This is a genomic window from Streptomyces sp. SYP-A7185, assembly GCF_046103685.1.
Classification (GTDB): domain Bacteria; phylum Actinomycetota; class Actinomycetes; order Streptomycetales; family Streptomycetaceae; genus Streptomyces.
Genome location: NZ_CP122310.1, coordinates 8,046,238 through 8,064,168, shown reverse-complemented (window position 1 = coordinate 8,064,168; position 17,931 = coordinate 8,046,238). Strand labels below are relative to the sequence as shown.

The 17,931-nt window shown below is 71.9% G+C and carries 8 protein-coding genes; 2 read left to right on the top strand and 6 right to left on the bottom strand.

Translation table 11 applies throughout. The features are described 5' to 3' along the window. Positions 1–21: 21 nt before the first annotated feature. From QBL25_RS35250 to QBL25_RS35225, 6 genes are all read right to left on the bottom strand, one after another. Positions 22–10,149, bottom strand: coding sequence for an amino acid adenylation domain-containing protein (locus tag QBL25_RS35250; RefSeq protein WP_409061003.1), 10,128 nt, complete (start codon positions 10,147–10,149; stop codon positions 22–24). 134 nt (positions 10,150–10,283) lie between these two features. Continuing rightward, on the bottom strand, positions 10,284–11,309 hold the full coding sequence (gene gntD / locus QBL25_RS35245) for a guanitoxin biosynthesis L-enduracididine beta-hydroxylase GntD (RefSeq protein ID WP_409061002.1): 1,026 nt from the start codon (positions 11,307–11,309) through the stop codon (positions 10,284–10,286). A 162-nt stretch (positions 11,310–11,471) separates the two neighbouring features. Beyond that, positions 11,472–12,713, bottom strand: a complete 1,242-nt coding sequence (locus tag QBL25_RS35240; protein ID WP_409061001.1) for a beta-ketoacyl synthase N-terminal-like domain-containing protein — start codon at positions 12,711–12,713, stop codon at positions 11,472–11,474. Next, on the bottom strand, positions 12,710–13,945 hold the full coding sequence (locus QBL25_RS35235; protein ID WP_409062891.1) for a beta-ketoacyl-[acyl-carrier-protein] synthase family protein: 1,236 nt from the start codon (positions 13,943–13,945) through the stop codon (positions 12,710–12,712). The genes QBL25_RS35240 and QBL25_RS35235 overlap by 4 nt, the downstream gene beginning before the upstream one ends. Before the next feature lie 202 nt (positions 13,946–14,147). Continuing rightward, positions 14,148–14,423, bottom strand: coding sequence for an acyl carrier protein (locus QBL25_RS35230; protein ID WP_409061000.1), 276 nt, complete (start codon positions 14,421–14,423; stop codon positions 14,148–14,150). Between the two features lie 122 nt (positions 14,424–14,545). Then, positions 14,546–15,355, bottom strand: coding sequence for a BTAD domain-containing putative transcriptional regulator (locus QBL25_RS35225; RefSeq protein WP_409060999.1), 810 nt, complete (start codon positions 15,353–15,355; stop codon positions 14,546–14,548). Positions 15,356–15,741: 386 nt separating this feature from the next. Between QBL25_RS35225 and QBL25_RS35220 the strand changes: the two genes are divergently transcribed. Together QBL25_RS35220 and QBL25_RS35215 are read left to right on the top strand one after the other, a co-directional pair. Then, positions 15,742–16,131: an effector-associated constant component EACC1 gene (locus QBL25_RS35220; RefSeq protein WP_409060998.1), complete on the top strand. Its 390-nt coding sequence runs from the start codon at positions 15,742–15,744 to the stop codon at positions 16,129–16,131. Next, a complete protein-coding gene (locus QBL25_RS35215; RefSeq protein ID WP_409060997.1) occupies positions 16,128–17,096 on the top strand; it encodes a caspase, EACC1-associated type in 969 nt (322 codons plus the stop codon). Before QBL25_RS35220 ends, QBL25_RS35215 begins: the two co-directional genes overlap by 4 nt. The last annotated feature ends 835 nt before the right edge of the window (positions 17,097–17,931 follow it).

Genomic DNA, 17,931 nt, shown 5'->3' with positions numbered 1-17,931 from the left:
GCCCCCGTTTCACAGCCCGCCTCACAGTTCGTGGTCGCCTTCGACGCCGTGGTCGCCCGTGTGGTCGACGCCGGGGTCGGTCACGGGGTCGGCCGTGCGGCGCAGGTCGAGGCGGGCCGCCATCGCCTCGATGGTCGAGTGCTCCAGGAGTTCGGCCATGCTCAACCCGGGCAGCTGGTCGGCGAGTCGCAGGAGGGTGAGCGAGGAGCCGCCCGCCTCGAAGAACTTCTCCCGGACACCGACCCGCTCCCTGCCGAGCAGTGCGGTCCACGCCTTGGCCACGGTCCGCTCGCTGTCGGTGCGCGGCGGCAGATACCCGGCGCCCACCGGAGCCTCGGGTGAGGGCAGGGACTGCCGGTCGACCTTGCCGTACGGGGTCAGGGGCATCCGTTCCATGGAGACGTACGCCGTCGGGATCATCTGTTCGGGCAGCCGGCTCGCCAGGTATGCGCGCAGGTCACCCGCCCCCGGGCCGGCCACTGTGCCTGCTCCCGTCTCTCCGCCGCCTCCGGGCGGCCCCGGCGTCGCGCTCACCACGTACGCCACCAGGTGCCGCGCGGAGCCCTCCCCCGCGGCGACCACGCACGCCTGTGCCACCCCAGGATGTTCGGTGAGGGCGGCCTCCACCTCGCCGAGCTCCACGCGCACGCCGCGTACCTTGACCTGGTCGTCGGACCGGCCGACGAAGTGCAGGGTGCCGTCGGGCGCCCAGCGCACCAAGTCCCCCGTGCGGTACATCCGTTCGCCCGGTTCCCCGAACGGGCATGCCACGAAGTGGCCCGCGGTCAGCCCGGGGTGGCCGAGATAGCCGCGTGCGAGGCAGTCCCCCGCGAGATGCAGTTCGCCGACGACACCGACCGGCACGGGCCGCAGCCGCGCGTCCAGGACGAAAGCCCGGGTGCCCGCCGCGGGCCGGCCGAGCGGCGGAGAGCCGCTCCCGGACAACGGGGTGCTCATGACGGTGCACACCGTCGCCTCGGTCGGTCCGTAGCCGTTGAGCACCCGTCCCGCGCGCGACCAGCTCTCGACCGTGTCTCCGGGCAGCGCCTCACCGGCCGCGAACACGGTCAGGCCGGGTATGGACGCGGCGGACATGGTCGCCATGACGGCGGGCGGCGTGACGAGGTGGGTGACCCCGCGCTCCCTGATGAGCCCGGTCAGCTCCGGCAGGGGGCGCGGCGGGGCCAGGACGGCGGTGGCCCCGGTGACCAGCGGCACGGCCAGCTCGAAGAACGCGCTGTCCCAGGCGGGCGAGAGCCAGTTGAGCATCCTGCTGCCCGGCCCGATGCCCGCGTTCTGCACCCCGGTGGCGGCGAGATGCGCGACGCCCCGGTGGGTGACGACCACGCCCTTGGGGCGCCCGGTCGAACCGGAGGTGTAGATCACGTAGGCGGCGTTGGCGGGATCTGCCCGCAGTTTCGGCGCTGTCGTGCGCGCCGGTGCCGGTGCCGGTGCCGTACCGCCTTCCGTGCCCGTGCCCGTGCCCGCGCCCAGGCCCGTGTCCGTACCCGTGTCCGTACCCGTGCCCAGGTCCAGGAACGGTTCCGTGTCGGGGCCGAGCGTCAGCACCGGCACGCCCGGATCCCACCCGGCGTCCGTCGGCAGCAGCACCAGCGCGGCGCCCGCGTCGGCCAGCATCCACGCGCGCCGCTCGGCGGGATGGCCGGGGTCGAGCGGCAGCGTGGCCGCACCGGCTTTCCACACCGCCAGCTGAGCCGTCGCCATGACGACCCCACGCGGTAGGCACAGGCCGACGATCGACTCGGGCCCGATGCCGCGAGCGGCCAATGCGCGAGCCAACTGGTCCGCATGCCGGTCCAGTTGGGCGAACGTCACCTGCTCGGTCCCGTCGCCGCTCAGGAGCGCGAGCGCGTCCGGCGTACGGCGGACCTGCTCGGCAAACAGGTCCTGGATGCAGCGGGGTTCGGCGGAGGCGAGGGGCGACCGGGACCAGTCACCGAGGACTTGGTCCCGCTCCCCCTCGGGCAGCATCGGCAACTCGCCGACGCTGCGGTGCGGCTCGTCCGCGATGCCGTGCAGCACGGTCCGCAGCCGACCCGCGAGCCGCTCGATGGTGCCGGTCTCGAACAGCGCCGGGTCGTAGGCCAGTTGCAGGACCAGCTCGTCGCCCGGGTGCGTGACCAGGGCGAGGGGGTAGTTGGTGGTGTCGTCGCCGTCCAGCTCGACCACGCGCAGGTCGCCGTGGTGTACGGAGGCCGGGTCGCCCGGGTAGTTCTCGAACGCGAGCGTGCTGTCGAACATCCGGGTCCCGGTGGGCACCCCGCTGTAGTCCTGCATCCGGGACAGCGGATGGTGGCCGAACTCCCGTGCCGTCGCCTGCTCTTCCTGAAGCCGCGTGAGCCAGTCGAGGACGTCGGCCCGGGGGTCGACCGGCACCCGTACGGGCAGGGTGTTGATCAGCGGGCCGCTGATGGTCTCCACGCCGGGTATCGCGGCCGGACGGCTGGAGACCGTGGTGCCCAGAAGCACCTCGTCCACTCCCGCGTGCCGGGCGAGCAGCACCGCCCAGGCGCCCTGGACGACCGTGCTGACGGTCAGCCGGTGGCGCCGCGCGAAGCCCCCGATGTCCGGGGTGCCCGGCAGCCGCAGCTCGTACGTCCGCGCCACGCCGCTGACCGGGCCCGTGGGGCGGTGGTCGTACGGCAGAGGTGTGGGCGTGTCGAATCCGGCGAGTGCCTTGCGCCAGTAATCCTCGGCCGCCGCGTCGGCCCGCTCGTCCGCACCACCTCGACCGTGCGGCCCGTACCCTCCGTGCAGCCACGCCACGTACTCCCGGAAGGGCGTGCACACGAGGGGCTCCGGCTGTTCGCCCCGGGTGAGCGCGGCGCAGCCGGCGAGGACCGCGTCCAGGGTCCGGGTCATGCTCCAGCCGTCCATGAAGAGGTGATGCGTCGTCAGGAGCACGTGCACCCTGCGGTCCGAAAGCCGCGCGATCCCCACGCGGAAGGGGATCGGACATCGCAGGTCGAGGCCTTCGGCCCGGTCCTCGTCCTCCAGGGTCCGCAGCCGCGCGCGCTGCTCGCCGGGCGGCAGCGACCGAAGGTCGTGGTGCGTGATGCGGGGCTCCGCGCGGTGCACGACCTGCACGGGCTCGCCGAGACCGGACCAGTGCGCCGTACTGCGCAGCACGGGGTGCGCGGCGACCACGCGCCGCCAGGCGTCGGCCAGCGCCCCCGGGTCCGTGACGCCGTCGAGGACGAACGTGAACCGGCGGGCGTAGACATCGGTCCCGTCACCATCGCTCAGGCCGCTCAGGCCGCTCAGGGAGTGGTAGAGCATGCCGGACTGGAGCGGTGTCAGCGGATAGACGTCCTCGACCTCGCGCCCGCTCCCGACCAGCGCGTCGACCTGCGCCTGGTCGAGCGTGGCGAGCGGGTAGTCCGAGGGCGTCCGCCCGCCGCTGCCGGGCGCGAGGCAGTGCGCGGTGATCGCGCGCAACGCCGCCAGCGTCCGGTCGGCGAGCCGCCGGATCTCCGGACCGTCGTAGACATCGCGGGAGTAGTCCCAGGTGAAGGTGAGTTCGCCGCCGACGGTCCGGGCCGTCACCTCAAGCCCGAACGGGCGGTTCTCCTCCGGGTGGAGGGCGTCGGTGAGCGGGAACTCCCGTCCGCTGTAGCAGCCGCCGCGGGCGTCGGGAGAGGCGAACCGGCCGAGGTAGTTGAAGTTCACGGGAGGCCGGGGTCCGCGCGGTGCGCCGGGTCCGCGCAGGTAGCGCAGTGCGTCATGGCCGAGGCCGTTGTGGGGAACGGCGCGCAGCTGCTCCTTGACCGCCTTGAGCGCGGGTCCCCAGTCGGCCGTCTCCGCCGCGTACGCCTCTGGGGCCGTGTCCACCTCGTACGCTTCTTCGGCCGGATCCGGCAGCTCGATGGTCACCGGGAACTGCGTGGTGAACCAGCCGACCGTACGGGAGAGGTCCACTCCGTCGAAGAGCTGTTCCCGGCCGTGGCCCTCCAGGTTGATCGCCACGGGCCCCGGGCCGAGCGCCCACGCGAGGGCGGTCAGGAGTATGTCGTTCGGCCGGGTGCGGTAGGCGGCGGGCGCCTGACGCAGCAGCGCCGCGGTCTCGTCCTGCGTCAGCCCGGCGGTCAGGACCGCGCCGGTGCTGACCTTGGCGGGGTCGGACGGGGCTTGCGGCGGGGGCTGGACGCCCGTCCAGTAGGGCAGTTCGTCGTCGAGTCCGCCAGAGGCCACGTACGCGTCGAGCCGTCGCGCCCAGTCCGGGAACGAGGTGGTCTTGGGGCCGAGGTCGATCGAGGCGACAGGGGCATCAGGGGATCCCGCGGTGGCCTGGAGATAGGCGGTGCGCAGGTCCTCCAGCAGGATCCGCCAGGAGACGCCGTCGACCACGAAGTGGTGGACCATCAGCAGCAGCCGCGGGGGCCGCTCCGGGCCCAGGTCGATGTGGACGGCCTTGAGGAGCGGCCCTGTCCGCAGATCGAGCGCGGCCTCGGCGTGTGCGACGACGGCGGACAAGTCGGGGGACGGGGATGGATCGTCGGCCAGCCCGCCGTAGGTCTCGAAGACGTCGTCGCCCTCCTCGCCTTCCTTGTCCTCCTCGCCTTCCTTGTCCTCCTCGTCCGCCATCGGCGCGATCCGCAGCCGCCACGTCCCGTCGTCCTCGTCACGCGTCGCCCGCGTCCGCAAGGCGTCATGGTGCGCGACGAGCGCATGCACGGCTGCGCGCAGAGCCGTCACGTCCACCCCGGGGGCCAGCTCGACGCAGCGGGGCATGGTGAAGCGGTCGGGGCACGCGGTGATGTTCTCGAAGAACCAGTGCTGGATCGGGGTGGGCGGGAACAGCCCCGTCAGGGAGGCGTCGGCCGCCTGCGCGACGGTAGAGGCGTCGAGGGGCTCCCCCGCTTCGGTGGTGAAAGCGTCGGGCGGCCCGGACGCGCCGGCGAGGACGTGAGCGTCGGGCACGATCTCGGCGAGCTCGCGGATCGTCTGCCGGTGGAAGATGTCGCGCGGTGCGATCCGCAGCCCCGCACGCCCGAGAGCGGCGACGACCTGGACGCTGAGGATCGAGTCGCCGCCGAGCTCGAAGAAGTTGTCGTCGATTCCGGCCCGTTCGAGGCCGAGGGCCGACGTCCATGCCTCCGCCAGCACCCGTTCCACGCGGGTGCGCGGCGCCTCGAAGCGGGGACTCGTCGCGGGCCGTCCCGGTTCGGGGAGGGCGTGGCCGTCCACCTTGCCGTTGCGGTTGACCGGCAGCTCGTCCAGCACCACAAAGGCGGAAGGCACCATGGGCGCGGGCAGCACCTCCGCGACAGAGCGCCGCAAGGCCTCGGGGGTGGGGGGCGCGGCTGCTCGTCCGTCACCGCAGCCCCCGTCACCGCAGCCCCCGTCGCCGCAGCCCTCGTCCACGCAGCCCTCGTCCCCCGACTGCCCGCCGGCCGCCACGACGTATGCCACGAGCCTGCCGTCCCGCGCCACCACCACGGCCCGGCCCACCCCCGGGTGAGCGGCAAGGACCGCCTCGGTCTCCCCCGGTTCGACGCGGAAGCCCCGCACCTTCACCTGCTGGTCGACCCGCCCGCGGAAGTCCAGTAACCCGTCGGCCCGGCGCCTGACCAGGTCCCCCGAGCGGTACAGCCGTGCCCCGGGGACCCAGGGGTCGGCCACGAAGCGTTCGGCGGTGAGGCCGGGCCCGCCGACATACCCTCGTCCGACCCCGGGGCCTCCGATGTACAGCTCGCCGTCCATCCCGGTGGGCACGGGCCGCAGATAGGGGTCGAGCACCTCGATGCGGGCGCCGTCGACGGGCCCGCCGATGGGCATGGCCCCGGCGACCGTGTCCGGGTCCGTCCCCGCGGGCAGCAGATGCGTCGTGGCGGCGACGGTCGTCTCCGTCGGCCCGTAGACATTGACAAGGGTGTGCCCCGGCAGCCAGGCCGCCACCAGCTCGGGCGGGCAGACATCGCCGCCGAGCAGGACCGTTTCGAGGGCCGGGACCTCGCCGGGGGCGAGGGTGGCGAGCAGCGCGGGCGTCAGGAGCAGCTGCGTCACGCCGTCGCGGCGCAGCTGCTCGGCGAGGCCGACCGCTCCGTCGCGTTCGTCGGCCTCGCTCAGGTGCAGGGTGGTGCCCGAGCACAGCGCGACCAAGGCGTACCAGAGGCCGCCGTCGAAGCAGACCGAAAGATGCAGCAATCCCCGGGCGTCCGACCCGAAGCCGAACCGGCGGCAGCCGTCCTCGGCGATCCGCCTCCCCAGGGAGCCGTGTTCGATCATCACGCCCTTGGGACGGCCGGTCGAGCCCGAGGTGTAGATGACGTAGGCCAGGTTCGACGGTCCCAGGCCGGTACGGGGTGGTGCGTCGGCCCGTGGCACCTGCTCGGCCCCGCCGCGCGCCGCCCCGCCGCCCCACGCCGGGCCGCCCCACGCCGGGCCACCCTGCTCGGCGCCGTCCTGCTCGTCCCCGCCCTGCTCGGCGCCGCTCGGGTCCAGGCAGGTCACGGTCGTGCCGTCGGGCAGTGGCAGTACGCCGTGAAGCGGCTCGCGGGTCAGCACCACCCGCGTGCCGGTGTCCGCGAGCAGTAGCGCGAGCCGCTCGCGCGGATACCGGGTGTCCAGCGGCACCATCGTGCCGCCGGACTTGAGGACGGCGAGGAGCGCCACGATCAGCTCCGGCGAGCGCTCCAGGCAGATCCCGACGGGCGTCTCGGGGCCGACCCCGCAAGCCACCAGGCGGTGGGCGAGCCCATTGGCGCGTGCGTCCAGCTCGCGGTACGTCAGCTCTGTCCCGCCGTGTACGACGGCAGGGTGTTCGGGAGCCCGCCGCGCCCACTCCGCGAACAACTCGTGGGCGAACGGCGGAGGCTGTTCCTCGGACCGAGGCGCGGCCGGGACCGGAGGCGAGTCCATGGACAGCATCCGCAGCGGCCGTTCGGGATCGGCGGCGATCTCCGCGAGGAGCGCGGTCAACTGCCCGGTGAGGCGGCGTACGGTGGCGTCCTCGTACAGGTCGGTGTTGTAGTTGACGTAAAGCCGCAGCTCGTCGCCCCGCTCGCGGAACTCCAGGGTCAGGTCGAAGGTGGCCGAGACCGTGGGCAGTTCCAGTTCCTCGGCGGTCAGCCCGGCGAAGTCCGGCTCCCTGGTGGGCGCGTTCTGCATCACCACCATCGTGCTGACCAGCGGCGAGCGGGCCGGGTCGCGCTCCGGTGCCAGCGCGCGCACGACCTGCTCGAACGGTACGTCCGCGTGCGCGACGGCATCCAGCAGGGTGTCCCGGACCTGGCCGAGGAAGTCGCCGAAGGGCTGCCGCTCGTCCACGGTGGAGCGGACCACGACCGTATTGACGAAGTACCCGACGAGATCGGCCCATTCGGTACGGCTGCGCCCCGCGTCCACCGTGCCGACGGCCACATCGGCCTGCCGGCAGTGCCGGGAGAGGAGAAGCTGGGCAGCCGCCATCAGTGTCGTGAACAGACTCACCCGCCGTGCCTTGCTGAGCTCCTTCAGCCGCGCGGTGACATCGGCGGGGACGGTGGCCCACCGCGCGGCGCCGGCGCTGCCGCGCACGGCGGGGCGCGGCCGATCGGTGGGCAGCTCGGTCGGCATCAGGCCATCCAACTGACATCGCCAGTAGTCGAGTTGACGGTCGGCGTCTGCGCCCGTCGAGTGCGCGTGCTGCCAGCGGGTGAAGTCCGCGTAGCGGGCGCCGAGTACGGGCAGTGCGGCGGGCTCGTCGCGTACGGCGGCGGAGTAACACCGGGCGAGTTCGGAGAGCAGGACCTCGTTGGCCCAGCCGTCGGTGATGAGGTGATGCATCGTCAGGGAGAGGACGTGGTCGTCCGTGCCGAGCCGTATGAGCAGGGCGCGCAGTGGAGGCGCCGCCGCCAGGTCGAAGACACGGCGGCATTCGTCGCGCAGCAGGTGCTCAAGGACTGGTTCCAGCGCGCCCGCCACGCCTTCCGCCGCGCCCTCCGCCATGCCCCCTGCGGCCGACCCGTCGTGATCGCCCCGTAAGTCGATGGAGTCAAGGACCACGGCGTCCGCACCCGGCTCCACCACGACCTGAACGCCCTGCCCGTCGACCTTCTGGAAGGTCGTACGGAGCGCGTCCTGCCTGGTGACCACCTCGGTCAGCGCGGTCCGCAGTGCCGCCACGTCCAGCGGGCCGGTCAGCCGGAGGGCCTTGCCGATGTTGTACTCGGCGCCCGGCGCGTAGTCGTGCAGGAACCACAGCGACTGCTGCGCGAGCGACAACGGCAACGGCAACCGCAACGGCAACAGCTCGTCGGCGTCCGTCCCTGGACGAGACCCGGACGCAGCCCCGACACCAGCCGCGGCCCCGGAAGGCGACACGCTCCCTACGGACGGCCCGACCCCCTCGGCAGGCACCAGCACGGCGGCCAGTTCCGCCAGCGTCGGCCTGTCGAACAGTGCGCGGTAGGGCCACACCACGCCGAGCCGGGATCGCGCGAGGGCGGCGGCCTGGATGCCGATGATGGAATCGCCGCCCAGGTTGAAGAAGTCGTCCTCGGCACCCACCCGTTCCAGGCCCAGCACCTCGGCCCAGATCCCGGCGAGGTCCCGCTCGGCGTCGGTGCGCGGCGGGACGTACGCCGCACCCCGCTCCGGCGCGGGCAGCGCACGCCGGTCCAGTTTCCCGCCCGGCAGCAGCGGCAGCCGGTCGAGCACGACGAACGCCGCCGGGACCATGTGCGCGGGCAGGCTGTCGGCGAGGAAGAGCCGCAGTTCCTCGCCGCTCGGCGGTGTGGGCGGCGCGCCTTCGCCCGTCTCGGGCTCGACGTATCCGACGAGCCCGTGCCTGCTCTCCTCCCCCGCCGTGACGGCCGCGCGCCGCACGCCGGGGTGTCTCAGGAGCGCGGCCTCGATCTCGCCGGGCTCGATCCGGAAACCGCGCACGCTCAACTGCTCGTCCGTACGGCCCAGATACTCCAGGTTTCCGTCGGCCCCCCGGCGCACCCGGTCACCGGTCCGGTACATCCGGGTCCCGGCCGCACCGAACGGGTCGGCGACGAAGCGGCCTGCGGTCAGCGCCCCGCGCCCGTGATAGCCGCGGGCGACGCCGCTCCCGCCCAGATACAGCTCGCCCTCCTTCCCGTCCCGCACCGGCCGCAGTCCCGCGTCAAGCACATGGGCGGCCGTCCGCGCGAGAGGTGTCCCGATGGGCAGGAATCTGCCCTGGACGGCCCGTGCGGCCTCAGGGGTGGGGTGAAGGCGCAGGACACACGAGTCGATGATCGTCTCGGTCGTTCCGTACGCGTTGACCACGAGCGTGTCCGCATGGAGCCGCCCCGCGATCCTGGCGAAGTCCCGTGCGGCCCAGCCCTCGGAGCCGACCGACAGGAGCCGCAGCGGCGGCATACCGCGTCCCGTCCGGTCCGCCTCACGCACCAGCTCCGTGGCGAGCCCCGGCATCGTCTCGACCGCCGTGCCCCCGTGCCGCTCGATCAGTTCGAGAAGCAGCGCCGGATCGGCGATCGCCTCCTCGGGGGCGATCACCAGCGCGCCACCGGAGAAGACGGACCGCAGCATGTCCGCGAAGAACAGGTCGACGGACAGGCTGGTGACCGACACGAAACGCAGCGGCCGCGCGCCGATCCCGTACAACTCGTCCCAGGCCGACCAGATATGGGCCAGCTGCCGATGTTCGACGGCGACCCCTTTGGGCGGTCCCGTGGAGCCGGAGGTATAGATGACGTAGGCGAGATTCTCCGGCGCGGGGCGCACCAAGGGCGGCAACACCTTCCCCGAGTCCGCAGCGCTCTCGGCCAACGCCTGGTGGTCCATCACGGTGAGCCCGGCCGACTCGGTCAATGCGTCGAACAGACCCGCCGTCGCCTGCTCGGTCACCACGGCCGTCACGCCCGCGTCCTCGGCCATCCACCGCAGCCGGTCCTTGGGGTGCGCGGGGTCGAGCGGCACATAGGCCGCACCGGACTTGAGTACGCCCAGTACGCCGACGGCCATCGCGGCACCGCGCCGCACGCAGAGCCCCACCAGCCGCTCGGGGCCTGCGCCGCGCGCGGTCAGGGCCTGGGCGAGGGCGGTGGACCGCCGGTCGAGTTCGGCGAAGGACAACTGCTCGTCCCGCGCGATGACCGCTGGAGCGTCAGGTGTCCGTGCTGCCCGATCGGCGAACAGGTCGAGCGGATCCCGCACAGAACTCCCCCGTCATTAACGGCAGTTGGGCACGCCTCATGCTTCCGTACGGCGAGAGTGCGTATAAGGCCTTTAAGTCGTGCGGAAAACAGCCAGCTCAAGGAATGCATCGGAAAGCGCGCCACATTCACGGCTCACGCTTCTTCTTTCGGCGAATGCGTCGCGGGAACGGTGACCGCCCGAGCGGTGCGCCGGGTCGCCGTGACCCCCGCGTCGGCCATGCGCCGCAGATCGCGCGTCACGCTCACCCGCTTCAGCCAGCGGTCCGTGCCGTCGAACCGCGGCCGGAAGGGTCTACGCCCGTGGACGCACCGCTGGTTGTCCAGGAAGAGGTAGTCGCCCGGTTCCAGGGCCAGGTCGCCGAGCCGCCGACCGATCTCCGCCTTCAGCTCGTCCAGCGCCGCTCGGGCCTCCGGATCGTCCCCGGACACGACGGTGAAGTCGGCGTCCACGCACAGCGACCGGATTCCCGCCGGCCCCGACAGGATCGGAGCGGGCGGGGGATCCGCCCACGCGCCTACGTCCTCGCCGCCGGTGGGGCTGTGCGAGGTGTCGGGCAGGTGGTGGAAGCGCGGCATGCTCAGAATGGCCCGGGTGTGTTCGGTCAGGCGCAGCGAACGCAGTTCGGTCAGGGTGGTCGGCACCCGGTCGGGATTACGCAGGCAGGCGAGGCCCAAATAGTGCGCCCGGTAAGGGTGAAAGGCGTCCTCCGTGTGCCAGCCCAGTTCGACGGAACTGCTCGCGCTGGTCTGCGAATTGCGCGCGTACTCGCTGGGCACCACGTCATGCACCAGGCGGCCCGCCTGCTGCGTCTCCCAGCCGAACACGTCACCGAGCAGCGCACCCAACAGCACCAGGCAGATCTCCGGCGTCAGCGCCGGTTCGCGGGCCGCTCGTTCGAACTCCGGCGGCGTGGGCCCCAGTTCGCCGTCGTCCAGCCGATGCCCGCTGATGCGGAACGCACCGATGTCATCACTGACCCGGACCCGTTCCAGCCACTCCCGCAGACCGTACGGCAGGTGCTGGGCCAGCAGGCGCGCGTCGGCGACGAAGCTCGGGTCCTCCACGCTGTCGTAGGTCGCGGCGGCCTCGGCGGCCACCTTGTCCAGCAGGTCGCTCTCGGCGGCGTCGAGGCGGTAGACCTCGGTCACGTGGTTCATGGAAGCTTCGTTCGTGGCCGCACCGACCGGCCGCCTCTCTCTCATAGCTCTCTCCCCCACGGTTCCTCCCCGTGGCTTGCTCCCCGTGGTTCATTGCCATGGCTCCCTGGCCGGGCCTTGCTCCGCCCGTAGGGCCCCCGTGCTCGCATCCGCGGTGGCAGCTCAGGCCGGACGCCCGAGCAGGAGGCAGCCGACCGTGCCGTCCCGGTCGATGCCGGTGATCAGGGCCAGGTCCTCGCGCTCGGGCCAGTACTGGCCGCCGGCCAAGGCCGCCGAGAGCTGTAGCCCCGCGGACGCGGCGAACGCGTCGCCCAGCAGGGGCCGGCAGTGCAGCCAGTGCGGCTCGGAGTCGCCGGTCACCGCGCGGATGCCGGCCTCTTCCTGCTCCGCGTACTCGCCCAGCGGTGCCACCAGGCGGATGTGGCCGGCGGTGGCGCCTGCCTTGGCGAGCACCGCCCGTACGCACGCGGCGAGCTCGTCGCCGCCGGTCGCGGCGTCCGGGGCGGCCCGGAAGTGCGTCGCGAGGACCGTGGCCACCGGGACGCGCCCGGCAGCCGTCGCGTCGGACGCCGGTTCCATGAGCGCGACCACGCTGCCCTCGCCCAGCGGTGCGGGCGTCTCGCCCGGCCCGCTCGCCGCACGCGCCAGGAGCGCCCGCGCCTGCGAGTACTCCTCCGTGGCCCCGACCAGCAGCCGGCGGCAGTGTCCGCTGCGGTTGAGCCGGACCGCGTAACCGATCGCGAGGAGCGCGGAGAGCCTGCCGCCGGCGACGGTCGTGTTGGGTCCCTTGAGGCCGTGCCAGATCGCGCTCTGCCCGGCGGCCCGGTTCAGGAAGGTGTCCGGGAAGCGCAGCGCGTCCACGAGGTAGGGCCGGGACGCGGTGAGCGCGCCCCGGGTGAAGTCCATGGCGGCCTGCACGCTGCCGTGGCCGACGCCGAGCACGAGACCGATCCGCTCCGGGTCCTCGGTGACCTCGGGGCCCAGTTCGCGCAGCAGCACGTCGATGGCCGTGACGGCGAACGAGGTGGCTCGGCCCATGCCGCGGGTTCCCTTGCGCCCGAGGTGGTCCGACGCCTTGAACCCGGGGACGACCGCGGACCATACACGCTCGCCGGACTCGCCGGACTCGCCGGACTCTCCGCCCTGCGGCTTCGTGCCCGGCTGCGACGGAGACTCCGCGACGGACCCGGACCCCGCGGTGGACCCGGATCCCGCGGTGGGCCCGGACTCCGCGGCGGGCCCGGACTCCGTGACCGCCGAGCGGCCGGACAGCAGGCCGTCGCGCAGGGCGTCGCGGCCCACGCCGTAGGGGGTCACGGCGGACCACCCCGACAGGACCAGGGTCCGGCTGTCCGCAGCCGCACCGCGCGGGCTCAGCGGCCCGGTCGCCTCGATCGTCGTCACGTCATCTCCTGATGCCGGCCCAGCAGCAGCACCACGTTGTTGCCCGCGAACGCGAGGGCGTTGTTCTGCACCACGTTCAGCTCGGCGGGGCGCGCCTCGTTCGGCACGCAGTCGAGGCCGCAGTCCGGGTCGGTGTTCTGGTGGTTGATGGTGGGCGGGATGAAGCTCTCGTGGATGGCGAGCGCGCAGGCGACGGCGGCCAGGGCGCTCGCCGCGCCCATCGCGTGCCCGATCATGCTCTTGACCGACACCGTCGGCGGCGGGGCGTCGAACACCTGGCGGATCGCGCCGGTCTCGACCACGTCGTTGGTGGGTGTGCCGGTGCCGTGCGCCGAGATCAGGTCCACGTCCTCGGGCTTGATGCCCGCGTTGGCGTGCGCGAGCCGGATGCACCGGGCCAGGCTGTCCTGGTCGGGCGCGACCGCGTGCCCCGCGTCGCAGTTGAGCCCGTATCCGAGCACCTCGGCGTAGATCCGCGCGCCGCGTGCCCGCGCCGAGCGCAGACTCTCCAGGACCAGTACGCCGCTGCCCTCGCCGGAGAGCAGACCCTTGCGGTCCTTGTCGAAGGGCTGGCACTTCTCGGGGGCGATCGTGCCGAAGCGGTAGAACCCGGTGAACGTCTTGCGGCACACGGCGTCCGCGCCACCGCAGAGCGCGATGTCGACGTCACCGGTGCGCAGCGCGTCGTAGGCGCTGCCGATCGCGTAGTTGCCGGCCGCGCAGGCCGTCCCGATCGTCATCGTCTCGACGTCGCGCAGGCCGAGCTCGCGGACGACGCCGGAGGCGAGCCGGTTGGCGTCGGCGCGCTCGGCGATCGCGGGGTCGAGTGCCTCGTCGCCGTCGGCCAGTTGCTGTCCGGTCAGGGTGTCCAGGTCGCGGGTCTCGCCGTCGCTGGTGCCGACGGACACGAGGACCCGGCGGCTGCGTACGTCCTCGACGTCGAGTCCGGCGTCGCCGAGCGCCATGCGGGCGCCCGCGACGGCGAACTGGGTGGCGCGGCCGACGCCTTCGGGTTCCAGCCGCTCCAGCCACTCCTGGGGGGCGAATCCGGTCACCTCGCATCCGATGGAGTGCGCGAAGCCCGTGGTGTCGAAGGCCGTGAGGGGCTTGGCCCCGCTGCGGCCCTCGCGCAGACCCGCGCAGAAGTCGCCGACTCCGGTGCCGATGCTGCTGACCACGCCCAGACCGGTAATCACCACTCTGTCCAAGGCGTCGTCCACATCACCGCCCACGCCGCCGTCTACGGCGCCGCCCACGTCACCACCTACGCCGCCGCCCACGTCACCACCTACGCCGCCGTCCACGTCACCGTCTACGCCGCCGTCCACGTCACCGTCTACGCCGCCGTCCACGTCACCGTCTACGCCGCCACCCACGTCACCGTCCACGTCACCGTCCTGGCTCACTTCGCCCTCCTCGCGTCGGGGATCCGGATCAGCGACTGGTGGCGAGCGCTTCGCCGACCACGGCGAACACGCTCTCCAGGTCGTCCATCAAGAACCCCTTCTCCTCGTCGATCTCGACGTCGAAGGCCCGCTCCAGCGACGCGCCGAGGGCCACAAGCGCCATCGAGTCGGCGCCGTAGACCTCGGTGAACGAGCCGGTGGGGGTGATCTCCTCGGTCTCGATGTCGAGGACCTCGCACACCACGTCCTTGATGCGGGCCCGGTCCTCCGCGGCCAGGGTGGTCTCGGGCACAGATGCGGTCATGGCGTTGCCTCCAGTGGTGTCGTTCGGGGTGTGGTTCGGGTGGTTCGGGGTGTCGTTCGGGGTGTCGTTCGGGGTGCGGGCGGGATCCCGCGCCGCGGGTGGGTGGCCGGTCCGGTCGCCGCTCAGAGAACGGCGAAGCCCGGCAGCGCGGAGCGGCCCGCCACGGCCGGCGAACGCTCCCGGACCGGGCCGAGCAGCCTCGGATCGGAGTTGAGGATCGCGAGCATGACCTCGTGCAGCAGCGCACCGGGGTCGACGCCCAGCGAGGCGGCGAGCATCCGCCTGCCCTGCTCGTACAGGGCGAGGGCGTCGGCCTGCCGGTCGCAGCGGTACAGGGCGGTCATCAGCTGCGCGCGAAACCGCTCCTGGAGCGGGTACTCGCGGACCAGCTGGGTCAGCCTGGGCACCAGCGAGGCATGTCGGCCGAGCGCGAGCTCGGCTTCGATGCGGCCGCTGTGCGCCGTGATCCGGGCCTCCTCCAACTGCGGCCGCACGGCTTCGGCGAGGTGCGAGGACACGTTCGCGAGCGCGGGCCCCCGCCAGAGTGAGAGCGCCGAGGACAGCAGCGAGACCGCCTGCGGGTAGTCGCCCTTGTGCAGCGCGTCGTGCCCGCGCTGCGACTGGTCGGTGAACTCGTCGAGGTCGAACCGCGAGGTCTCGTCGATCTGCATCAGATAGCCGGGCGAGCGCCGCGTGATCCGCGCGTGCGGGCCGAGCATCTTCCGCAGCCGCGAGATGTAGGTGTAGATCTGGGCGTTCCTGGTGGCGGGTGCCTTCTGGCCCCACAGGTGCTCGCCCAACTGCGAGTCGTAGACGACCAGTCCGTCGGCCAGCAGCAGAGCGCTCAGCACCGTGCGCGGTTTTGCTCCGTAGAGCGGCAACTCCTTGCCGTCGTGCCGCACTTCGACCTGTCCCAGAATTCGATATTCCATGCACCCTCCGGTGTTCTGGCGCTGTCGCCTCAGCTGAACCCCAGGCCCGAGCAGCACTACCGGTCACGCGGCACTACCCCCGTAAAACCAGCAGCAGACTACGAACCCCCGATGACACACCAGTGACTGCGCACTGACGCTCCCCGGCTCCGCCGGTAGCAGCACCGGCAGCAGCACCGGCAGCAGCACCGGCAGCAACGGAGTTGTCCTGTCGCCATATGGCCAAACGATGCATGGCTCACTACCCTCACATGTCAGCTGAGTTCACTGCATGAGGGGATCTTTGCCGCCTCACCGTTCCCGCGTTCGAGGCAGACCGTCCGGGGTCCCTGGCGTGGAGAGGTGCCGTACGAGTCCCGGTTCGGCTGACCGCAGGGGGTCCCGCTGTGTCTGAACTGATCGTTCGCTTCGGTGGAGACGAACACGAGGCCGAAGCCCTCTTGCAGAGCCTGCACCAGTGGCTCATGGACACGGAGGACCTGGCGCGCGCCAGGATCGAGGCGGTGTCCAGGCCCGCCCGGCCGGGAGAGATGGGAGGCTGGGACGATGTGGTACGTCTCATCGCCGAGAACCCCCAACTGCTCCCGGTCGCTCTGGGGGCAGTTGGTTCATGGGTGTCATGGATGTTCCCGCGCTCGATGAAGGAACCCTTCTCCGTGAGCATCAACTGCCCGAACGGTGCGGTGATCACCGGCACGGCTCGAAACGCAGCAGACATCTCAAAAGTGCAGGAGCGGCTTTTCCGGGACTGCCTGCCGAACGAAGGGACCGGATGAGGATGTCCTGGCCGACCCGTGTGATTGACCGGGAGAGTTCATGGGCTGTTCTCGTGGGCGCGTCGGAGTACCTCTCTTCCACGCTGGAAGCGATTCCGCAGGCCGAGACGAGCGTGGCCGATCTCCAGCGTGCCCTCACCGGGCCCAGGGGACTCTTCCGTGACGAGCGCGTGGTCACCGTCACCAACCCCAAGAGCGCGGAAGACATCCTGGGCCCGCTGGATCAGATCGCGGGTCAGCAGCCGGACGTGGTGCTCTTCTACTACGTGGGGCACGGCATGCAGGAATCCCTGGACGGCGGCGGGCGCGGCCTCATGGAACTCTTCCTGACGCTCCACGGCTCGGTCGACGACGGTGCCGACCGCATCCGTACCGGCGTGCCCGTGAATTCCGTCTTCAGCCGCCTGAGGTCGCTGCGGGCGAATCAACCGGTAGTCGTGCTCGACTGCTGCTTCGCCGGCCGGGCCCTGGAGGACCGGAGCGCGGGAGACATCCATGTCCTGTGCGCCACGGGCAAAACCACCCGGGCACGCTACGCGCTGACGGACAGGCACACCGGCTTCACCGGCGCGCTGCTGCAACTGTTCGAGCAAGGGGTCCCGGACGGCCCCCGGCACATCGATCTGAACACGGTGTTCCACCGCCTGTCCGTGATCCTGCCCACGACGACCGCAGCAGGATCCGGGAAGCTCCTGCCCAAGCCGAGGCAGCGCACCACGGACCACAGCGGAAGCCTCGCCCTCGTCCGCAACCCGGCGTTCGGCACGGCACACACCCCGGAAGGCATGGCCGCCCGCGCGGAGTTCGCCCGCCGGGTGGCGGACCGCGGCGGCGTCCAAACGCTGCCGGCGGGAGAACAACGAATGCTGCTGGCACACGCAACCGAACTCTTCGAGTCACTAGCAACCGACTCCATGAAACCCACACCGCCCCCGGGGGAACATAACTCGGCGTCCGCCCCGTAGCCGACCCACCTCACGGCGCGGTCCCCCCAGGGGCCCGCGCCGATGGTCTGCGTGGAAAACCACAGCACCTATCGCACCCTGCTCAAAGTGCTACGCGCCAGGACACCGGCACCCTGGTCGGCTGTCGAGTGGGTACAGGGCAGCAACACCGCTCCCTCGAATCCATCTCTGCCCTCCCGTTTCCAGTCATGCGCCTCGACTGCATGGGAGACCTGGCCTCAACCGGCCTGAAATTCGCGGCAACGGTATGCGCAATCGTCCACGACACCGGCATCGCAGCAGGACCGGCGCAAAGACTCTGGACGCTCCTGCTGGCCCAGCCCTCGCGTGAGGGAAAACGGGTTGGCAGCCGAGAGGCCCGTGCGGCATCCGCTTGACTCCCGGAAGACCTCCGAGAGCAGGCCCGTCAAGGTGGCTGCCGTTGCCGCACCCCAGTTCAGCTATGGTCGCGCCCGTCAGGGAGCCCAGGAGTTCGACGCCGAGCCCCGGCGCGTAGCGAAAGTGCCAGCACAGGACTGGTTCCTGGCCGGCGCGGGTCACGGCGAGGATGTCCCAGGCTTTGCGGTTGAACGCGGCGTCATGCTCGGTGCCGGTGCTGGGCATGCGTGCGGCTCCCGGGGAGTCAGGTGAAGGTGCCCGTGGAATCGGTGGTGACGAGCAGGTGGTCGAGCTCCTCGGCCTTGCGGGCCAAGAGGTAGGCGCAGTGTCCTCCTCGCTCGGTTTCGTGGATAAGGTCGAAGCCCTGGTGGTCGCGGTAATAGCGCACGAGTCCAGGGTGTCCGCAGCCGCGCCGCACCCAGAGCTTCCCGGCGCGGGCTGCGTGAGCCAGAGCCCA